This is a genomic window from Aliifodinibius sp. S!AR15-10 (assembly GCF_031569985.1).
Classification (GTDB): domain Bacteria; phylum Bacteroidota; class Rhodothermia; order Balneolales; family Balneolaceae; genus JAMQKA01.
This window is the reverse complement of record NZ_JAMQKA010000052.1, coordinates 24,320-45,854: the sequence shown is the minus strand read 5'-3', so window position 1 is coordinate 45,854 and position 21,535 is coordinate 24,320. Positions and strand designations below refer to the sequence as shown.

General features: G+C 44.1%; 21 protein-coding genes. 1 reads left to right on the top strand and 20 read right to left on the bottom strand.

What is annotated here, in order from left to right; all coding sequences use genetic code 11:
* Positions 1-219: 219 nt before the first annotated feature.
* The 20 genes from NC796_RS22255 to NC796_RS22160 form a co-directional block, all read right to left on the bottom strand.
* A complete protein-coding gene (locus NC796_RS22255) occupies positions 220-1,416 on the bottom strand; it encodes a 6-bladed beta-propeller (protein ID WP_310687895.1) in 1,197 nt (398 codons plus the stop codon).
* 350 nt (positions 1,417-1,766) lie between these two features.
* Positions 1,767-2,042: a hypothetical protein gene (locus tag NC796_RS22250; RefSeq protein WP_310687893.1), complete on the bottom strand. Its 276-nt coding sequence runs from the start codon at positions 2,040-2,042 to the stop codon at positions 1,767-1,769.
* 48 nt (positions 2,043-2,090) lie between these two features.
* A complete protein-coding gene (locus NC796_RS22245) occupies positions 2,091-2,288 on the bottom strand; it encodes a hypothetical protein (protein WP_310687891.1) in 198 nt (65 codons plus the stop codon).
* A 6-nt stretch (positions 2,289-2,294) separates the two neighbouring features.
* Positions 2,295-2,426, bottom strand: coding sequence for a hypothetical protein (locus NC796_RS22240; protein WP_310687889.1), 132 nt, complete (start codon positions 2,424-2,426; stop codon positions 2,295-2,297).
* A gap of 81 nt (positions 2,427-2,507) precedes the next feature.
* Entirely contained in the window at positions 2,508-3,113 is a 606-nt protein-coding gene (locus tag NC796_RS22235) for a 6-bladed beta-propeller (protein ID WP_310687888.1), read from the bottom strand.
* Positions 3,114-4,190: 1,077 nt separating this feature from the next.
* A complete protein-coding gene (locus tag NC796_RS22230) occupies positions 4,191-5,387 on the bottom strand; it encodes a 6-bladed beta-propeller (RefSeq protein WP_310687886.1) in 1,197 nt (398 codons plus the stop codon).
* A 99-nt stretch (positions 5,388-5,486) separates the two neighbouring features.
* A complete protein-coding gene (locus NC796_RS22225; protein WP_310687884.1) occupies positions 5,487-6,332 on the bottom strand; it encodes a hypothetical protein in 846 nt (281 codons plus the stop codon).
* Positions 6,322-6,624 carry a hypothetical protein gene (locus tag NC796_RS22220; RefSeq protein ID WP_310687882.1) on the bottom strand — a complete coding sequence of 101 codons (303 nt, stop codon included), beginning with the start codon at positions 6,622-6,624 and terminating at the stop codon, positions 6,322-6,324. The genes NC796_RS22225 and NC796_RS22220 overlap by 11 nt, the downstream gene beginning before the upstream one ends.
* A 118-nt stretch (positions 6,625-6,742) precedes the next feature.
* On the bottom strand, positions 6,743-8,077 hold the full coding sequence (locus NC796_RS22215) for an HlyD family efflux transporter periplasmic adaptor subunit (RefSeq protein WP_310687881.1): 1,335 nt from the start codon (positions 8,075-8,077) through the stop codon (positions 6,743-6,745).
* An 89-nt stretch (positions 8,078-8,166) separates the two neighbouring features.
* A complete protein-coding gene (locus NC796_RS22210) occupies positions 8,167-10,365 on the bottom strand; it encodes a peptidase domain-containing ABC transporter (protein ID WP_310687879.1) in 2,199 nt (732 codons plus the stop codon).
* 37 nt (positions 10,366-10,402) lie between these two features.
* The gene (locus NC796_RS22205) at positions 10,403-11,545 is read right to left on the bottom strand and encodes a 6-bladed beta-propeller (protein ID WP_310687877.1); all 1,143 of its coding nucleotides are present in this window, start codon (positions 11,543-11,545) and stop codon (positions 10,403-10,405) included.
* Between the two features lie 128 nt (positions 11,546-11,673).
* Entirely contained in the window at positions 11,674-11,934 is a 261-nt protein-coding gene (locus NC796_RS22200) for a hypothetical protein (RefSeq protein WP_310687874.1), read from the bottom strand.
* A 262-nt stretch (positions 11,935-12,196) separates the two neighbouring features.
* Complete coding sequence (locus tag NC796_RS22195) at positions 12,197-13,312, bottom strand: 6-bladed beta-propeller (protein ID WP_310687872.1); 1,116 nt, start codon at positions 13,310-13,312, stop codon at positions 12,197-12,199.
* Between the two features lie 869 nt (positions 13,313-14,181).
* Positions 14,182-14,400, bottom strand: coding sequence for a hypothetical protein (locus NC796_RS22190; protein WP_310687870.1), 219 nt, complete (start codon positions 14,398-14,400; stop codon positions 14,182-14,184).
* 105 nt (positions 14,401-14,505) lie between these two features.
* The gene (locus NC796_RS22185; RefSeq protein WP_310687868.1) at positions 14,506-15,666 is read right to left on the bottom strand and encodes a 6-bladed beta-propeller; all 1,161 of its coding nucleotides are present in this window, start codon (positions 15,664-15,666) and stop codon (positions 14,506-14,508) included.
* 55 nt (positions 15,667-15,721) lie between these two features.
* Positions 15,722-15,964, bottom strand: coding sequence for a hypothetical protein (locus NC796_RS22180; RefSeq protein ID WP_310687866.1), 243 nt, complete (start codon positions 15,962-15,964; stop codon positions 15,722-15,724).
* Positions 15,965-16,082: 118 nt separating this feature from the next.
* Positions 16,083-16,325: a hypothetical protein gene (locus NC796_RS22175; protein ID WP_310687865.1), complete on the bottom strand. Its 243-nt coding sequence runs from the start codon at positions 16,323-16,325 to the stop codon at positions 16,083-16,085.
* Positions 16,326-16,560: 235 nt separating this feature from the next.
* Positions 16,561-17,799: a 6-bladed beta-propeller gene (locus tag NC796_RS22170; RefSeq protein WP_310687863.1), complete on the bottom strand. Its 1,239-nt coding sequence runs from the start codon at positions 17,797-17,799 to the stop codon at positions 16,561-16,563.
* Positions 17,800-17,876: 77 nt separating this feature from the next.
* The gene (locus NC796_RS22165) at positions 17,877-18,146 is read right to left on the bottom strand and encodes a hypothetical protein (protein WP_310687861.1); all 270 of its coding nucleotides are present in this window, start codon (positions 18,144-18,146) and stop codon (positions 17,877-17,879) included.
* 117 nt (positions 18,147-18,263) lie between these two features.
* Positions 18,264-19,889, bottom strand: coding sequence for a vitamin K epoxide reductase family protein (locus NC796_RS22160; RefSeq protein ID WP_310687859.1), 1,626 nt, complete (start codon positions 19,887-19,889; stop codon positions 18,264-18,266).
* A gap of 537 nt (positions 19,890-20,426) precedes the next feature.
* Here NC796_RS22160 and NC796_RS22155 point away from each other — a divergent pair.
* A complete protein-coding gene (locus NC796_RS22155) occupies positions 20,427-21,500 on the top strand; it encodes a lanthionine synthetase LanC family protein (RefSeq protein ID WP_310687858.1) in 1,074 nt (357 codons plus the stop codon).
* Positions 21,501-21,535: the final 35 nt, after the last annotated feature.

Sequence of the window (21,535 nt, the reverse complement as noted above, 5' to 3'; positions counted from 1 at the left end):
TAAAATCAAGTTTCGTAGATTGCAGGCGAGACATGAGGACCTCCTCTGATTTGTTAAACAGGATTACAGGAAAGAATGTAAGACGAATCCAGGGGATGGTCCCCTTTTTTTAACATAAAGCCTGAACCATTGTGCCGAACTTGATTCAGTATCTCTTTCAGGATCTCGTAGAGTCCCTGTACTCCCGCGGGAGTTAGTCACAATGAGTTTGGATGGTTATCATCGTTCTGTTAATTCGATTCTGTATCGAATAACTTTCCCTGCTTCCTCACCAAACCCACTAAATCCTGAATAGAGATATCCATTTTGTATCTCATAAATCCTGCGAGGCCAGTGAAATCTCGCAAGCAATTTTCCTGAATGATCCAGCACCCACCATTCTGTGACTTGGTCTTCTGTTCTCACTCTTACCCAAATCCTGTTTTCATCATCAGCCCTCATTTCTACGAAAACCGGATTTGTATCGGGAACCTCAATTTCACCCGTATGAGAAGGCTGTTGTCTGATGGAACTCGGAGCATTTGCACTTGTGCCCCCACCCCCAAATGATGACTCATAATCATGTGGCGGGGCCTTGACCGGGTAGTAAAAGGCTGATTGATACCTTCCCTGGTCATCAAATTTCTTGATCAAGAAACCATCAGGCCCGGCCGCATACATCGTTCCGTCACCCGACAGAGCAAATATCGAACTTCCTCCAATAACAGATGGGACTACCAGTCGCATCCTCTGTCCGCCTCTCATTATAGAGTATCCGTCTGGAATTTCCAGCAGTTCGGGATTCAGGACATCCCCATCTGAATTGACCAGCATAAACGTCTGGCGAACGGAATCTGCCGTTGGATTAAGGCCATTATAGAAATGTGCGATAAGATTGCCATCATCTCTGGTATAAAACCTAAAGAGTCTCATATTCTGCTCGGCTTCATGGTTCCAAACACTCCAATCCTCCAGCTTGACGGTTCCCTCAAACGTGTAGGTCTCTGAATCATAGATATTCAGGCGTCTGTTCGACTGATCATACACAAAGAGCTTGTCCGCACTCACGGAAAAAGTGGAAACCATACCGTATTCACCCGGCCCTCTTCCAATCCTGCCAACTTGCGTACGGTAAGATCCATCAGGGTTGTAAACATGAAGCGGCTGTTCGTTTATACTTATCAGCTCCTTAATCAGCACGCGACCTTTGTCATCCACACGACTGTCCATGACATTCCTCAAGTACGGCTCTCCAGTATCCCCAAACGTCTGTTCGGGAAGCAGCTCAATATCGTACACCGGTTCGGTATCGAGGGGGAAGATGGTAAGGTTCTCAGTTTCATGAACATGATCAGGAATATCCTCTTGAACCCGACCGTGTTCACCTGAGCAGCTTGCAAGGAAAAGACTTACAAATGCGACGAAAAGTCGATTCATGGCAGAGAGTATAATTCTAACCCTGATGAATAAACAAACCAGACAGAGTTAATATGGCGTTACCGGACAATTGCTGATACACTGGGCATGTAACGAACTTACTTCTTGAACACACGCATTACTATTAGCTCCAGGCGCCAGACATTCCTGTTGCCCACATCTCCGCTCATAACAGTTGTAGAGCGTATTACAACATGATTGACACAAAAAACCTGAATCCAAATCCGTGCATGTGGCATCCCCACAACCACAACCGCTACCGCCACCTCCGGAACCGGCCATAATGCTTTTCATTTCCCCTCGTGAAAGGGTGTTATCCCCAAGATCCATAAACTTAAGCTTCTTACGTTTCATAGGTGTTCTCCGTTAATGAAAATTAATTGGTAATTGTTGGGCTCTTGAATCCAACCCATGCCAAGGTTACCAAAAGCCGTTGTTAGTGCAAGGCGATCACTTGAAAAAGCTCCTGAATTTTCCCTTGAATTTTTTGTACAGATCCTAAAGGTGCTCTCTTCGAATACAACCTTGTTTTTAATAAGCTTTGTCTCAAGAATATCATTTTTACGTGATGACTTATAACCATCTGCAGAAAGTGGCGGCCGCAGTTCATTTGGTCGTATTGGCATCAAACCCCTCAGGATGGAATAAAGCCTGTAGAGACTTCTGTTTATTCATTACTTTTCCGTCAGTTCAATTCGGTACTTAACCACATACTCAGCGCCCGTTTCTTTATTGATTTTTTTGCTGTAGAAGTACCCGTTTTTGATGTCGTAAATTGGTTGATCGCTTTGGAGTAACAACTTTGCAAGCAGTTCGCCTGATTCTTTTAGAATCCACCATTCATAGGTCTCACCCTCTACTTTCGTAGGCACGGCCACCTAGATCCTGTTTTCATCATCAACCTTCATATCAGCTATGACCGGGTTCGATTCGGGCAGCTCTTCATCAACTTCATCCAATGCGTTTATGACATCCTGTTGGTTATAGTTGGCCTTCTCAGCTGAGATCAAACGGCGACCCTTTGACCGAGTAATAAATAGCGGATTGGTAGGCACCCTTGGGATCATACTTTTGATCAAAAAATCTTGAGTTCAGGCCGAGTATAATGCATTTTTACCGGACAGGGCTATAATTGTATTTCCCATAAATGGCAAGGGTACAGAGGGCCCCGGCGGTGTTGTATGCGGCCTGATCGAAGGGCTGGCTGTGAATACAAGAGGATCAAAATTCAACGCATTTCCATCTGTGTCAATCAGCAGGTATTTAGATACTGGCCTGCTGGTATCAGTGACTCTCTCAATAAATTTTGCAATGTGATTTCCATCATTTCTGGTATAAAGATTTGCGAATCCCAAATCCCGAACGGCCTCATGCTTTCTGACGCTCCACTGCTCAACAACCGTCGATCGTTCAAAAGAGTAATCGTTCGTATTGTACATATTCATACGTTTATTGGTGTGATCAAGAGCAAACACGCTGCCAGCCGTGGCGTGCATAGTAACCAGCATTCCAAACTCACCTGGTCCTCTGCCGGTTCTACCGATTTGGGTATAGTATGTGCCATCGGGATTGTATACATAGAGGCGGTTTCGGGGAGGAAATCCGCCACCGTCCATATCAATATCCCAAATGATTACCCTGCCCTCATCATCCACATCCCTGAATATGCGATAAATAGGATTCCCCTGTTTCTCCATACGTCTTTTCCGGGATGAGTTGCATAGAATAGAGGGGATCCGAATCTCCCGGATAAACGGAAAGGTTTTCAACTTCCTGAATATGTTGGGGCGTTTCCTCGAGGATGCGAATATGTTCAGGCCCGGAATTATTCGAGCAATGAACAAGGAACAAGCAAAGTAGTATGGTTGGCGGTAGCCTTTGGAAATATTTAATGGATGGTGGCATAGGCCCTGGAAATAAAGGAGGCTTCACAATTGAAAGCCCCCGGTTATAAATTTAATTGCTTTCTAGTTTTATCCTGATCCTGGTACGCCGGCACTACCACAATGATCAAAGCATGCGGCCCAATACCCTTGTGAGATCCCCGGTCGGGACTGCTCATTGAAAGTGCATAAACTGCTCGCACTTCCTGGTTGTTAACCGAAACTTTTCCCCGTTTGTAGTGTTCATTTTTTCGATGAAGTAAATCCGCCGGGAGTCGGGCTGAAGCCCCCCAAAAAGCCGCCTACCAATAACCGAGAGACTTTTTCAAATATGGTATTCATTTTTTTAGTGATAAAAAAACGAATCAAAAAAATCACCGCCGAAGTAAATTGTCGCTTTGTTCACTTCGCCTTCACTAAAATCATTGAAACTCGATCCGGTGGAAAACTCCGGATCTCAAACAACAATGATTTCTTAACGTTACGGCTCCATTCACTTTTCCAGCGAAATTTACCATAGGGCGGAGGGTGAATTAGGATTGACCCCATTAAAATCATAAATAACGTCAGTTTCGATATAAGATTTAATATCCCCACGCTTAGTCCCAATGCTCTGCGTTGGGACCTGTTGGGACGCTCCGCGTCCAGTATAAGACGCGGAGCGTCAGAGGGACTTCCGCCGCAGAGCGGACGGAAGTGAGCAAGGTTAAACCAGGTTTGATAACAGGAAAATAAGGAGTCCCCCTTTTGGCAATACCGGCGCAAAAGCAATCCGTGAACTCAGAAGGGGGCTTGGGGGATGACCAGCTTTTGTTTCTGAGCATATTGAATTAAAGCCTGATTTAAAGAAAAAGTCCAAATCACTTTAATTTTAATTTTTCATTCCTAATTCTAAATTCCCCTGATCTGCCCCACTCTCACTACCGGGATGCCATCGGTATCCACAAAATAGAAGCGGTCATCCTGGTCTTTATATATCGATTCTATGGAGGTGGTTCTATCTGTTTTGGGATAGGTAAACGACTCCAGTCGACCCACGCCCTGGAGTTCTCCCTCAGGGCTGAATACTTCCACAACGGTAACCCTGCTGCTTTTGCTATCATTCAACTGGCTGCTGATATGAACCATGCGCCCATCCGCGAGCTGGAATAATCCGAGGCTTTCACTATTGATGTAACCGGTGAATGAGTTTGTTCCCTTCTGTGTATAAGTTACAATCGCGATGCTTCCTACAGCTTCTGAATCTACGATGACTGACTCTTTGGGAATCATGTTACCCTGAACGGTTTGAACCGTTGACCAGCCCCCCAGATCATCTGGAAACCTGTATATTTGGCCGTCGTAAATTCCCGGGGCATACCAAAGAGTTCCTCCTTCAACCGGTTCTACATTTCCCGGGTTAACGGTAGACATATACATATCGATAAATCCATTATCCGGTTGTCCCAGGATGTCTATGTGGGCAAATGAACCGATATGGTTTTCAATATCCCCGTCATAAAGGTGGAGTAGGTTTGATTGCAGCCTAAGCTTATCCGGGTCAGTCGTACCGGGTATTTCCCGCATTTTTCGAAGTGAAATATACCTGCTATCCGACAATTGACGGAAGTTTCCATACCGTGGCCATGCCCAATACTCCTCCTTTAATGATCGATTTTTTACTACTTCTCCAGAAGTTGAAAACCAAGTGGCCCGTTGGTTGGATTCATCCATTACGATCAATGCATCCTGGTTGTTGATCTCAATGGCCGTTATGGTTCCAAATTCACCGGGACCGTCTCCCTCCTGCCCGATGGAGTGCTGAAAGTTACCCTCTGCATCAAAAACCTTGATTTCGGAGGCTCCTCGATCCGAAACGTAGATGTTGCCCTCGTTGTCGGTTCGCACTTCGGCCGGCGAAGCCAGCTGGGCATCCAGCGACGCGCTCGTATCGCTCCCAATTGCCAACTCCTCCTCAAACTGCAGAGACAACTGGTCGGGTTCCGGTGGCTGATTTCCCGACTGGCTGCATCCGGCGCTAAGGACAATTAATACAGTTGAAATGATGGTATGAACGAAAGCTACCCCCCGTGTCTCTTTTATGCGCATCCCTTAATATTTTTTCGGTTTTGATTAAACCAACACTTTAAATACTAGTTAATTAGTAGAATAGAAAGTTCTTTTCCAAAGGGTTCTTAAAACATAGATTCAAAACGTGTATGCTCTGATTTCCAGCCCCTCTTTCAAGATGGTAAAAATCCGGCGCCCGCTGTGGTCGATGCTGGGAAAATAAGAAAGCTCGTCTTCTGATTGCAGCTTATATCGGCGAATCAATTCGCCCTCAGAACTAAACTGATGGATCCATAGCGGGCGATGACTCTTCGGGTTGCTGGAATTAGTATAGGTAGACAGGTACAAATCGCCCGCCGGGCTGCTTGTGCCCCATACGTATTTCCTGTGCCTGGGAGCATTCCGATAATTGTATTCATTCATCACATATACCAGGTCAGATACAAGAGAATCTATTTCAGGTGTGTCCGGGATCTCACGCTCCCATAACTTATGGCCGGACATATCGTATTTGGCAATCTTTGGGATGGCACTGTACACCATAAACAGTTCCCCTGGGTTTGAACGGTCGCTTACCGGAAAAGCCTGGTGCAAATCGGTGCGGGGCACCTGGCGGTTTGCTACGGCCGCACGAATTCGCTCTCTTTCCTGCATTGGGTCATATCCTTCCGGTATCTCCCCGATATCGGCCAGGTGATTGCCCTGCCAGTCTCGTAACTCAAACAGGGTCTCGCCGCCCTTGTGAGCAGGCAGCAACACATTCCCTTTGAGCGTTATGTAAGGATGATTGTTATTATCGTCAAGAATCGGTTCCGGTGGGGGCGGGGGCCCTCCCGAACCACCGCGGTCTTGTTGTACCAGCAGGTCCTCATACTTCAGGGTAGAGACTACACTCCCATCCCGGTCATATTTGTGAATTACATATTGCCTGGGATCAACAATATAGAGGTGGCCTCCCCTGATAAAAAAGTTCTCAGTTAACAAGACCTCTCCCTTCTCCTCCAAATTCGGCGATAACTTCCCCGCCCATATCCATTTCAACCACTTTTTTTTGATCGAGATCTTGAATAAACAGGTTACCGGTCGCCCCCTCATATTTGAGCCTGACCGGCAGGCCCAGCAGATAATCATCCGGAGCCGGGACAACTTCGTATTCGGTGAGTTCTTTCCTGTCCGCGTTACCAGAAGTAGCAGGAGATGTTTCCTGACTACATCCACCGAACAAGTAGGCTAATAACAAAATACATAGGGCGCTGATGTATGACGTTTCTCTCATAATTGCTGGTTTCTAGTTCTTAAAGTTAAGAATGAAACAAATCTAAACTACTAGTTCACAAGGTACATCTCTAATAGTAATTTCCCGGAAGCTTACCTCAAGCTATAAATGTTCAAAATTATCTGAGCTGTTTGGCAATATTGTTATAAAAACGCTCAAGCAATCGCATATCCTGGGTGATAATCTCCGCCTGTCCCATCATGCCATTTCGGGGCTTCAGTTCTCTATTATAATTGGTGGTAAGTCCTTCCGGGAACTTTACTTTTCCCAGGAATACGCTGTCCTGAACCGGCACATCAGAAAGGTAATCAAGCGTGCCAATTACTTTGCCGAACTCCTGGTAGGGGTAACTGCTAAAACGAACTTGCACCTGCTGGCCTACCCTGACCTTCCCAAAAGAGTTTTGGGTTATGGGCATCTCACCGAAAAAGCGGGTGTTTTCCGGCTGGACATAAAAGACTTCCTGGCCAGCCCTCAGCGTCTGGTTTTCCTGTAAGATCCCGGCATAAATCAACTTCCCGGAGACCGGGGCAACGATCATAAACTGGTCTTCCCACTCCTCGACAGCACTTTTCAGTGTGTTCAATGCCTGTAAAAATACGGCCTTCTGCTGGTCCATCTCTTGTTCCAACTCCAGCAACTGCTGCCTTTTTGCTGCCTGCTCAGCATGGTTTCGGATGATGGAGGATTCGGTTTGTTGCAGGGGCAGCCGGCTGGCATGGTACTCACTTTCCTGCTGGGCAAATTCGATGGGAGCGATCAAATCTTTTTCTGCCAACTTTTTCTGAGCCTCATATTTCTGCTGTGCCACTTCCAGGTCCGCTTGCTGAATTTCTTTCTGCTGCTTCAATTTGGCAAGAAGCTGTTTGGTGTATTGCAGCTCCTGCTGCAGGCTCTTTCTCTTTTGACTGTAGAACCCACCGGGCAGGTACGACACAAATTGGCGGAACGCCTGCTCAAAGGATTGGAAATCTCTCTGCAGCTCTCCCAGGTTGGAAAATTTGGTGAGATGCACTGTGTCAAACTTTTCCAGCCTACTCTTCCCCAACCAGGCACGCATACTGTCTACCCGGGATGCCAGCGATAGAACCTGTCGGTGGTCCGCGGTACTTTCCAGCCAGGCCAGGATCTCATTTTGGGCTACCTTTGTATTGTTGGGATGAAGCAACCTGATCAGCTTGCCATCTACGCTGCTTTGCAACGTTTTGGGAGCATTAATGGCCGTAAGCTTCAGAGGGGCTTTCACGGTTTCAGGGTATTTGATGGTCCAGGCCGACAAGCCTATCAGCAGTAAAACACCGAAAAACGCGGTAATCCCCCAGCGTATCAACCAGTGGGGCGGGCGACCAATTATCTCCTGTATCTCGTTACTTCGCACGTCCACTTCTGACAACTCGCTCTTATGTTCGGGCGATGGGGCCCCGTTTTGATTCTGGCTATCTATTACGTCCATCAGGTTATCGATGTTGAAAGTTAAATGTTGAAGGTTACAGGTTGAAGGTTGACACAAACTTGTAACTTTCAACATTCAACCAGTAACCTTTAACTCGTCTGCCCATCCAGCTCCAGTTGATTTTCCACAAGGTCGAAGTAGGCCCCTTCAGAATCTAAAAGTTCGATATGGGTACCCTGCTCACTGAGCTCCCCATCCTCCAGGACTACAATGTTATCAGCATTTTTTACCGTACTCAGGCGGTGCGCTACTACAATGACCGTTCGCCCCTCCAGGAAATCCTCCAAGTTTCCCATGATTCTCCGCTCATTATTAGCATCCAGGGCGTTGGTGGCTTCATCCAAAAAGATGAACTGCGGGTCTTTGTACACCGCCCGTGCAATCAGGATTCGCTGTTTTTGTCCTTCGCTGATGCCATTTCCTTCGGAGCCGATTTTGGTATTATATCCCAGGGGCAGGGATTCAATAAATTGATGGATATTTGCCACTTCTGCGGCATCCTCTACTTTCTTCAGGTCAGGGTGTTCCTCCCCAACGGCAATATTGCCTGTTATGCTATCAGAAAAGATGTACCCGTCCTGCATGACAACCCCGCAGTGACTTCGCCAGGTTCTTGGGCTGATCATACTAAAATTGCGATCTCCCAGTCGAATTTGTCCTTTTTCCGGTTGATAAAATTTGAGCAGTATTTTTAGCAACGTTGTCTTCCCACACCCGCTCATACCGACCAGTGCTGTGGTTTTACCTTCCGGGATCTGTAGGTCAACTCCCTTTACAACCGGTTCATTGCCGGCACCGGGATAGGTAAACGTCAGGTTTTCAAGGGTGATATTTTTTTGCTCGGGGAGGCGATGAACAAAAATCTTGTCTTCCGGTTCCTCATCCTCTTTTTCATGCACTTCATTGAGTCTTTCCAAGCTAATATGTGCATCCTGGGCCGACTGGACAAAACTGATAAGCTGCGAAATGGGACTATTCAACTGGCCGATGATGTATTGAATGGCCATCATGGCCCCCAGCGTCAACTGCCCGTTGACCACCGCTACCGCTGCAATAAACGTAATGGCAATGTTTTTACCCTCGTTTATGAAAAACGCGCCGCCCTGCTGATACTGGTTCAGCTTCAGGTTGCTGACCCGATAGCGGAACAGGCGGGCCTGCAGCCGTTCCCATTCCCACCTTTTTTGCCGCTCACAGTTATTGAGCTTTATGGACTGCATCCCCTGGATTAGCTGTATGACCTTGCTTTGGTCGCTGGAGGAGATCCCGAACCGCTGATGATCCAGCTCTCTTCGCTTTTTGAGGAAAAGCAGAACCCAGGTCACATAGAGCGTACTGCAGACCAGGAATACAAAGAAGATAGTGAGGTTGTAGTAAACCAGCACAACGGAATACACCAACAGGTTGACAAAAGAGAAAAGTGTACCCAGTGTTTGCCCCGTCAGGAAGGACTGAATGCGCCGGTGATCCTCCATCCGCTGCATGATATCGCCCACCATCTTGGTGTCAAAAAAGGGCATCGGCAGCTTCATCAACTTTATCAAAAAATCTGCAAGGATGGAGACGTTGATACGGGTGTTCATATGCAGGAGAATCCACGACCGGATGAATTCTACCGAGGTACGCCCAAGGAAAAGCATCACCTGGGCGATGAGTACCAGGTAGATAAAGTTCAGATCGCGCGTATTAATACCGATATCGACGACCGCCTGCGTAAGAAACGGGAAAATAAGCTGAAGTATGCTGCCCGCCAGCAGGCCCAAAGCGATCTGAAACAACAGGTTTTTGTAGGGCAGGATGTACTGGAGGATAATCTCGAAATTGAGGCCCTTCCTTTTTTCACCAGTCCGCTCATAAAACTTTGGCGTGGTGTACAACAGCAGAACTATACCGGTACTTCGCCCGTTTTCCTTAGCGTTTAGCCAATTTTGCAGGAACTCCTCTTTGGTGTAGGTGATGCGCCCCCGGTCCGGGTCCGCTACATATACTTTGTCTCCCTTGATGCGATAGACTACGACAAAGTGATATTGATCCCAGTACACAATGCAGGGCATCGGCGCCTGGTCTTTCAGCTGTTGCCAGGTCAGTTTGGCTCCCACTGTACGAAGCCCGATGCTCTCGGCCGCCTCACTGATACCCAGCAGTGACACTCCCTCCCGGTTGATACCGCTCTTTTTGCGCAGCGTCTCCAGCGTATAATTTCTTCCGTGATGCTTGGCAACCATTCGCAGGCAGGTGGGCCCGCAGTCCATCTGGTCGTGTTGGCGGTAGATTTTGAACTTAGCCATGAATAATGAAAATTCTTGTAATGATCCTTACCTTAGCTCAATCCATCTTAAACCGGTACCTGACTATTTGCTCTAGCCCGGTCTCCTCCTCGGTTTCTCGAGTGTAGAGATAGCCGTTCTTGATCACCTGAATCGGTTTACTTCTCGGCCAGTTGAATCTAGCGATTAATTGGCCATCCTGTTTTAACACCCACCACTGGTGTACTTTCATATTTTTCACCGTCGTGGCAACCCAGAGTCGGTCCCGATCGTCTATTTTCATGTCTCTGAGAACCGGCCAAGATTCGGGAAGGTCCATTGATCTCATGTTCTTGATATATAAATCAGGTACTCCTGCTTCAATGGCAGATTCCCGTGTTAAGGATATTTTCTTATGCGGATAATAAAAAGCATGTCGGTAGGCTCCCTCCGGGCTATATTCTTTAATCAAAAAATAATCCGGCCCTGCCCAGTAAATGCTGTTGTCACTTGAAAGGGCGGTCAGTGCGTTTCCGAAAAATGGCTCAATGGGCGATAATCCCAAATGATAAGTACGTATTTCCTTTTTGAATTCGAATAGTTTATCCGATGCTATTTTTCCGGATCTGTCGAGAGAATACAGTAGCCCCCTTATTTCAACATTTTGCCATTTTCGTGTTGGTTTAGCGCTATCCGATATAAATTCGGCAAGGTAGGTGCCATTATTTCTCACGAATATTCTATCTATACCGGGATAGGTCATATTCAATGACTGGTAGTTTCCTTTATTTCTGGCAAGAATAATGGTTTTATGACCGGCAAGAGTATCGAGTGTAAACACACCTACCTTCCTTATACCAAAATTAGCATCAGAGGCATATAAATGATCATTACGTACCTGTAACCTTTTTATATAACTAAATTCACTTGGGCCCTTTCCCTCTCTTCCAAGTTGAGTAATAAACCGACCGTCGGGTCCAAAAACATTAATTAACTGTTTTTGTACATCTGCAATAAAAACCCGTCCCGAATCATCAACTGCCACATCGCCCAGTCGTCCGATCAATACATCGTCGGAACTGCCAAAACTGATTACTTTTTCCAGGGTTATTTCAAAAGTTGGCTGGGTATCGGCCGCATGCACCGTCAGATTTTTCACTTCTTGAACCTCTTTGGGGAGTTCTTTCTTTTTTTGAGGTATACATCCCCAGGTAATAATCATTAAAAGTAGAAGAACCTTTTCTTTCATGAGGTGATAGAATCAATAGTAATCATAGTAAAAGTCTTTTTAACCCTCATCCATAAAAAGAATGAGGGTTAAATGTTACCTACTTGCTAATCCTTGATCAATTATGAAAACCGAGCACATCCGTTACAAGTTGTACCTGAACCTTGTAATGCGGCTTCAAGCCCACAATTATCTAAACTATCAATCATAACTTGGTCACCACAACCGGAGCCAAACCACATCTGATTTCCTCCCACATCACAATATATATTTCCACAATAGTCACTTCCACCACTGCCGGAACCAGCCATGATGCTTTTCATTTCTCGTCGCGTAAGGACTTGATCCCCAATGTTCATAAACTTCAGCCTCTTGCGTTTCATAGTTCTCCTTTTAAATGAAAATTAATTAGTACTGGTTGAGCTATTAAAACCAACCAAAGCCAAGGTTACCAAAAGCTATTGTTAGTGCAAGGCGAAAGCTTGAAAAGTCTCCTGAATTTTCTCTTGAATTTTTTGTGTATTTCAAAGAGCTCTTCAAAAATAACCCGCAGTCCATCTGGTCGTGTTGGCGGTAGATTTTGAATCTGCTCATATTATTTTCAATACACTTCTAATGATTATCCTCTGAACTTGTGATATAGGTTTAATGCAAATTAAATTGGTAAATAAATTCATTAAAAATTGATCCCAAATATACTGTATTATTATCTTCATCGACCGTCATGTTCGTAGGATTAATACCGTTAGGGTTTTCCTCGTGCTTTTGGGGATTTCGGAACGTAAAAAATTTTGCCGATTGTGTCCGGTATTCATTCTCTTCTGCATTATAGGTCAAATGATAAAGTTTACCACTGTTTGTAAAATATAAAGACCGATCATCTGCCAGATATAGTTTTCCGATTAACCTTTTTACACTGATTGCTTCAGACATATTTCGGGCAACTTTATCAATAGGCTCCACCGATGGGTTACCTGGAATATCCTTTTCGGGGAACTTTACATAAATAACCAGTTTAAGTTGCTGATTACTGTTGAAGAAAAAGATATATGGAAGGCCGGTATTCGAAACCACCACTTCGCCCTGTTTGTTTGAATCAATTTGATAACTATTATAAGGTCCGGGTTGCATACCTCGTGGAATAAGACGCGGGTAAAATGAAGTGAGTGAATCAAACGGTGGAGTTACCCGATATGCCGTAATTAAACTATCAGCCCTTCCGCTTGCCGGCATGTACAACAATGAATCTGTGATACTAATCGACTTGTAACCCGATACGCCTCCTGCATGAATTACATGGCTAAAAGTAGTTTGAAGATTAAAATTTGAATCAAATATTTGTATGCGGGCATTCGAAACATCTAATGTGTAAAGATGATGGCTATTTTTCTTCAGTCCTATAAAACTACCAAATTCCCCGGGCCCCCTGCCGCTCCGGCCTATTTTACGACAAAGATTCCCTTGTCTGTCTATGGCCCATATACAACCTTGCTGACTGTCAGCAACATAGAGAGTATCATCCTCTTTAACCAAGCCAGTTACCCGTCCCAGCCGTGCCGTTGGCGAAACTGAAGATGTTCGACTATTTGCCAGTGTATGTTTCTCGGTAGCAAACAATGTATCAACCGTTATATTATTAAGGTGAACTACAGAAGATGGGGCACTTTGCAACAGTTCATTTAACGTTGCATTTTTGGTTTTAGGGAGTTCAGCGGATTCAGATAGGCAACCAGATAATACAACAACTATAACCGTAGCCAAAATGTATTTAAACTTAAAGATCATTTTAATACATGAATTAATATTTAATGCTAACCCTCATTAAATAATTATCAGCTAATCTAGTAACTAAAACTAATTCTCACCACGGATACTCCGGCAACCATTACCTCGATGTAATTTGATTTGACTGATATTGAAGATCGATTCCTTTGAATACTAGTCCCGATCTATCAGCTCAGCCAGTGTGATTACGAGTACACCTTCAACTAAACTTTCTACATTTCAATTTTAACTTGAGGTGAATTTAGAATACTTGGTCAAAAATTTTTAAAAGACAATATTAATATTCGAGATAAAAAGATTAAAACGATAGATAACCCGGACTGGAATTAAAATCCAGTCCGGGAGTTATATATATTATGGGCACTCCCCATCACAAATAGTACCTGAATATTGACCACTACCTGAATACTCAGATGGTTCAGTATCTCCACTGCAATGTAGTGTCAATTCCCATCCTGAACCTCCCTGATCTAAGTGTGCAGCACAACCATTGTGAGTACAATAGCATGTACCACCTGATCCCGCCATAATATTTTTCATGTCGCTTCGGGTGAGTATTTGATCTCCAATGTTCATAAACTTCAGCCTCTTGCGTTTCATAGGTTCTCCATTTAAATGAATATTAATTAGTACTGGTTGAGCTATTAAAGCCAACCAAAGCCAAGGTTACCAAAAGCTATTGTTAGTGCAAGGCGAAAGCTTGAAAAGTCTCCTGAATTTTCTCTTGAATTTTTTTGACTACTTCAAGAGCCCCTTCAATAAAAATTTGCAGTCCACCTAATCATGTTGGCGGTAAATTTTGAACTTAGCCATGAATGATTAAAATTTCTGTAATGATTCTTAGCTCAATCCATCTCAAACCGATACCTGACAATTTGCTTAAGCCCGGTCTCCTCCTCGGTTTCTCGAGTGTAGAGATAGCCGTTCTTGATCACCTGAATCGGTTTACTTCTCGGCCAGTGGAACCGGGCAATTAATTGGCCATCCAGTTTTAACACCCACCATTGATAGACGTTCATATCGCTCACTGCAATAAAGCCCCATTTTAAACTATCAATGGTCATATCTCATATTCTCCACATTAAAACCTTTCAAAGGCTTATTAGGACCGTAGAATACTTAAGAATACTTAGTTTATTTTGATCATTTAGAATGAGGACGAGATATATTTATTCAATCAAATCATAAACATGCAACTTTGGTTCTCCTAGTGGTGACATTTTTCTAACATATATTCGATTATTATGAATAAGCAAAACTTCACCTCCTGGATGTTGGGCTGCTCCCAATAATTCTCCTTTAAAGCCGTACATAAGCCATTCTGGATCGTCTTTAATGCGAGGTCGAGTTTTAATCCAGATCCGATCCTTTTCATCTACATGTAACCCTTGGCTTATCCTTTTATACTTAGGAATTCTTTTTTCTATCTCATCTTTTTTTATTAGTGTGGGACCACGATCAGGTATATAGTTCTCAATAAGCATATCTTTCTCTTTGTCAGTTATAAACACTTTTTGAGATGGAAAGTAGAAACTTGAACTATCATTGGTTATTACATTCTGAATGGTAATACGATTGCCTTTAGTCCATGTGCTTACCATTCGGCCATCAGAAGTAATATCAAAAAAAAGTTTATGCCCTATAGGAGGCTGCATCACAATTACTGAACGACCATCAGTTCGTTTTACAATTGTATTTGACACAGTGTGCATTAAATATTTCTGAGTATTAACCGAATTCATCTGGTAATCATGGAGGGCATAGTATGCGTAGGCACGACTTGCAGTATCCACAGGTGTAAAACTGGAAGTGAAACGAGCAAGGTAGCCTTTAGAATGAGGGTAAAGGTCATTAAATTTAAAAACCATATCTGATCCATATTGCCAAGATGATTCTGGAGCATCAAAATATTTTACCGATTTCCACTCGCCATTTTCTTTTGCAAAGAATGTTATACGCATTTGACTGTTGTCGAGAACATGGAGAGTATCCTTTGCGACCAAAGAGATCGCCCCAATATGTGTAAACTCTCCAGGACCCCTGCCTTCACCACCGAGATATCCAAGGTAGGTGCCCTCATGATCAAACATAAATATTTTACTAACCCGTGGATCACTTACAAAAATAGTCTTGTCGTGACCTACGACAACATTTGAAATTTGTGAAAAAAAGGTATCATCGTTGAATTTCGATATGGAAAAGAGCTCTTCAATTTGAAAAATAGAGATATTATTAAAATTAATTCGTTTGGCTCCATCTCTATTGCTTTGCGTTCTAGTGCACGCTGTCAGTATAACAATGATTAAAATAGCTATGTTTTTCTTTGCCATAAGATTAAATTAACAAAGGGTTTTGATTACTTCTCAAAACCCTTTGTTTACTAATTTAGTAACATACTAATGCTGGTTGACTGTCACATTTTACATAGCCGTTGCCGCTTTCACAAGTTTCAGTCCCAATGCAACAGATATACCTTTGATCTGGTAAATCACAATAATAGCATGCTTGACATTCATCACCACCAACTCCGCTACCACCACCGCCAGAACCGGCCATGATACTTTTCATTTCTCCTCGCGAAAGGGTTTTACCCCCAAGATCCATAAATTTCAGCTTCTTGCGTTTCATAGTAATTCTCCTTTAGTGATTAATATTACTATAGTTCAGTTTATTTGTTTTAGATTTTATTGATATAAATGTCCTGCCAGTCAGATATTACCTGATTTTCAATACTCAGAATTATTACTTAACATGTTAAAGCTGGTTGATTATCACACTGAACAAATGAAGTACCAGTTTCACAGGTTTCGTAGCCCATACAACAGATATATTGATCAATCTCACTACTTCCAGGACCTACAAAACAAGGCAGACATGCTTGGCACTCAGCACTGCCACCACCCCCTGATCCGGCCATAATATTTTTCATGTCGCTTCGGGTGAGCACTTGCCCTCCAATGTTCATGAACTTCAGCTTCTTGCGTTTCATAGGTTTTCTCCGTTAATGACAATTAATTAGTAACGGCTGAGCCCTTATAGCCAACCAATGCCGAGATTACCAAAAGCTATTGTTAGCGCAAGGGGAAAGCTTGAAAAGTCTCCTGAATTTTCTTTTGAATTTTTTTGTGTATTTCAAAGAGCTCTTCAAAAAGAGCCCGCAGTCCATCTGGTCGTGTTAGCGGTAGACAGGAAACTTAATCATATCGAAACAGACCTTTACGAAGTTATCGTTCTGTCAGGTTGATGCTGTATTTGATAACTTTACTTTCCCAGCTCTCCGGATCATCGCCCTGTGAATCAAAAAATTTTGCATAAAGATACCCGTTTTGAATATCACAGATCGTTTCATTATCGGGAAGGACAACTTTTGCGAGCAGCTCTCCCGACTCTCCGAGCATCCACCACTCGTTTGTCTCAGGGTATTCGACCATAACAGATACCCAAATCCTGTTTTCATCATCCACCCTTACATCCTGTATTACCGAGAAGGATTCCGGAATCTGTATATCAACCTCCTCCAATGCATTCTTGAAGGCGTATTGAGGCAATGGACCTGACTTCCTCTCAATAAAGGATTCCATATCGAACGGGGGCCCTTTTACCGGGTAATAAAAGGCGAATTGGTAGGTGCCCTCGCTGTCATATTTTTTTATCAAAAATTCATCGGTCCGGGCCGTATAGAATTCATCATCATTGGTTAGCGCGAATCGTGAAGAACCCAAAAACGGCAGTGGAATTCTTGCTGAAATCGGAAGCATATTATCACCCTGATTGTCACTTGCAATGTGAAATGGAGATGGCAACGCTATCAGCGGCTCCGGGTTTAACGCATTCCCCTCCGTGTCAACCAGCATAAATTTTGTATTCGTGGTTCTTCCGGAACCGGTCGGGGGAGCCCTGAATATGGCCAACAGGTTGCCGTCACTTCTGGCACGGAAATCGCTCAATTTCATATTCCGGACCGCCTCAAGGTCTCTGACGTTCCAATCCTGAAGTACGGTGGATCCTTCAAACGAGTAATCATCGGTGGTAAACATACTAAGACGCCCGGTTGTTTCGTCATGCAGAAAAACCCTGCCTGTATTGATTTGAAAGTTTGGTGATATGAATTGATACTCACCGGGTCCCTTTCCGAATCGGCCGATTTGCCTGCGGTATGTCCCGTCGGGATTATAGACATGAAGCTCGGTTGTTAAATCGTTATTCTGTCCCCTGATAATCACCCGGTCATTGTCATCCACAGCACAACCGGCAATAACCTTCCAATAGGGCTTGCCCGATCCGCCAAAAGACTGCTCCTGGACAAGATCCACCTCATAGGTCGGCTCCGAGTCGGCCGGGAATACCGTGAGGCTGTCAAGCTCCTGAATACTTTTTCCTTTTTCTGATGTGGATTTTTTGGAACATTGAACAAGGAACAAGCATAGTAGTATGCTCAGTAATAATTTTTGGGAATATTGCATGTATTGTATTAGATATGCTTGAAAACAAAAGGGTATTAATAATACCCTTTTGTTTTATTAATTTTTAAATTTTCAGATTATCCATAATCCTCACCACAACTTCCTATCGTCGCTTGCCACAAAGTTCCTACTTCATTTGTACAATCAATGGTTTGTTGACTAGAACCATATCTCTCAATACACTCCGCCTCTGCACAGTTATAATAAGAACTAGCAGTAGAACAACCATTCCATTCACAATCAAAACTCCAATCACCACCACCGGAACCGGCCATGATGCTTTTCATTTCTCGTCGTGATAGGGTGTTACCCCCAAGATCCATAAACTTAAGCTTCTTGCGTTTCATAGGTTTTCTCCTTTTTATTTTAAGGTTTATCTTGTTTCTCTGCAATAATCCAAAATTTCTGGACCACTGTAGAAAAGGGTACAAGATTGTTGAAACCCTCTTGATACATAGAGGAGATCATACTTTTTGTACACTCGGCGTCGCATTCCGGGACTCTTTCCTTGAGGCAAGCAGATCTGCCAGGCCCGGCATCAGATCCTTTATATCCGTGAGCCTGTATTGGTTCGGTAACGGGTACCCATTAACAAAAAACGTGGGCGTTCTGGAAATCTGAACTTTCTCCTTCCATTTGTAATGTTCAGCTTCCAGTTTTTCGGTCTCTTCAGATATCTCCCCCTCCATTGGGTATTGCTCTTTGAACGTCTCCATATCCATAAATGAGTACCATTCCTGTAGTAGCTTTTCGGTTTGAACGTATCCATCAGGTTTACCGTAAATGTGTTCCAGCCAATAAGCCAATAGGTATCGATTTGCTTTCAGCATACGGCTGCTGCTTTTACTGCTCCTAAATAGTCGGATGCTAGCACAAACTCTCTCCGGGAATGCATCGATCAGCCTGGTCAGATCTTGGTGTTGTAACCCGCAGGGTCCGCAAAACAGGTTGCTCGCCATGGTGATCTTCACAGGGGCATCCGGATTTCCCAGCAGCAGTTCCTTCTCAAAGGGCGTCGTATCAACGCGCTCCTCCTGCAAAAACAGGTGAGTGAATACGGACGGCGCATGCTTCAGCCGGTGGTATGCTTCCTCCGTCCTCTCCAGTGCGCCTGCATCTTGCAGCCTATTCTTAATGAGAACCAGGGATGGACCGACGGCCCCGAATATGAAAAATATCAACAAAACAGGGACTAGAGTAATCTCATTAAATAAGATGCCGTTATTGAAATAGATGTAACCGAACAGGGCGACTTCGGCAATCAACACGGAATCAACAGCAAGGCAAAGACGGCACCACACCCTGGCCTTTTGCCATTGATAATACAGCGAATACCCGACGACAGGAATGGTAAGAGCACTTAGCACCGATAATGCCAATACCAGGGACGAGATTCCTTGTATAAATGGAAGCAGATAACCGGTAATAACAAGCTGGCTCAAAAAGTAGATCCCGACCGCATCCGAAAAAGTAATATCACCAAAAATTCGTGCTTCCTCTGACTGTAGCACGGAATCACAGCTGGTGTTCTTACCGCTGTTGCAAAACTGTTCTACCGGCTCATACGTAATACCCAGATCTTTGGCCAACAGCAGGTATCCTACTGTGGCACCCATCGTAGCTAACATATGCAATACGATTAATATGCCGCTTCCCAGCTGAAACACAGGGAGCAACATGAGTCCCGTAGCTGCTGCCAATAAAACGCTTTTAAGTTTCTTGCTTGAGGACTCCCTGGCCCGGTATTTTTTGTTTTGTTCATCGGCGATGGACTCCACCGGCTCAGCCTGGAGAACAACACCATGGGACTGCTGTTTTTCCTCGTTCACCTGCTCCAAATCCCCCTTGCCCTTAACCAATACCAGCTCTGAATTCCCCTCCGCAGGCTGTAGCAAAAAAGGATATTCCAGTTCAAACAGATCGTTTATCTTGACACGGGCTGCCTGGTAGGGAATACCCAGCCGATCCAGTGTATCGGCGATACTCAGCAGGGACGGGTATTCGGGATGGGAACGAATCCGTTTTTCACAGTACGTGGTTGAAATGGGGATATTTAAATATTCCAGGTAATTAGAAACTATTTGCTCCATAAAGATGAATTTGGATTATCTCTCAGAATTTGACTTGCACATATGACCGGTTAACCATCCAGCAGCCTTACAACTAACCTGCTTTTCTCACCAAGAAATTGGTTTGTATGCAAGGCGATGTGGAAAATCGGGATCGAAACGTATCCATATACGCTGAGTGAGCGATTTCCATCATCAACGCAGCAGAAGGGCCAATTTCGTAGCCCACTACACACTGTTATAGTTATTTCAGTCTTACAATCAATGTAACTTATTGTATATCATGCCAAGGCATGACTCAGACTAAACTCTTGTGAGAAATGCCGGTTAACTATTATGAAATATTAATCCGACTGTTGCAATAGAATTGCTTGAATTATCTCCTGAACTTTCTCTTGAATATTCTCCTGAATTTTTCAGAACAGGTATACAAGAAGCAGAATATTTTTATAATAAAACGATCTAGAACAAGGATAGGGCCTAAAACATAGTGCCAGGGATATTTTGATCATATAAATCATAGCAACGCTTTATAACAACATAGCAGGAGCCGAAGAAATGGGTTTAATTCTTGAGAAAATTGAATACATCAATAATCTATTACTAGAGCAGTTGCCCGAGATAAAAAATACAGGTCTGCTAAAAGGCAAAATGGGAATCTCTCTTTACTTCTATCACCTTTCGCGGGCGACCAGAAGTGAGGATCATCGGCAGCAGGCAGATGCCATCCTGGATGAAGTGTATGAACAGGTGAGCAGCGGAGGTGCCACGATGGATTTCCAAAACGGGCTGGCAGGCATAGCCTGGGCTATTGAACACCTGGTACAACAGCAATTTGTGGAAGCTGATACGGATCAAATCCTGAAAGATGTTGATAACAAAATTTACAAACGCCTGGCATCCTCCAGTAAGATTCCCCTGGGCATCCTCAATGGCAGGTTGGGATATATGCTCTACATTTTTTCACGATTGCAAGGTCGTGATCAACCTATTGATAGCTCCTACAATTATATCCTGAAAAAACTATTAATCGACCAGGTCAATCATGTTGGACAAATGGTTGAGGAGCGCAAAATCGATATCCTCCCTACAACAGCATTTGATATTACATGGGACCTCCCCGCCTGCCTTGCAGTGCTTGGCAGGGCAAGGGCCCTGGACTTTTACAATACTAAAATAGATATGATACTGAAGCAGCTCTCCCCTGTGCTGCTTTCGCTGTATCCGCATGCCCTGAGTAACCGGTTATACCTGCTGTTTGGCATGGAGCGAGTACTGAATGAAGTTGAAATTCCGGGGTGGAGATCGCACGCTAATTTTCTAAAAACTGATTTACAGCCCGACTACATCCTGGAGTCGGAGATGAATGACAAGCACCTTATTCTCAGTAATGGAGTGGCCGGTATTGCCTTGATTAACCGCAGGTTGTTTCGGTTGACTGGGGACAAGAGCCTTAGGTTTGATCAAGAGGCACTGATACAAAAAATTACCACCTCGGAATACTGGGAGCTCCTTGAAAAAATCGATTTAGAAACTGTAAACATCGGAATGCTGAATGGCTTGACCGGGATTGGCCTGCAGCTGGTTGAATGTTTGAAGACGCAAAAGAAGAGTGCTGAGACAGTGATCTAAGGTGGAAAACCGCAATTTCATTTAAATATCTAAAC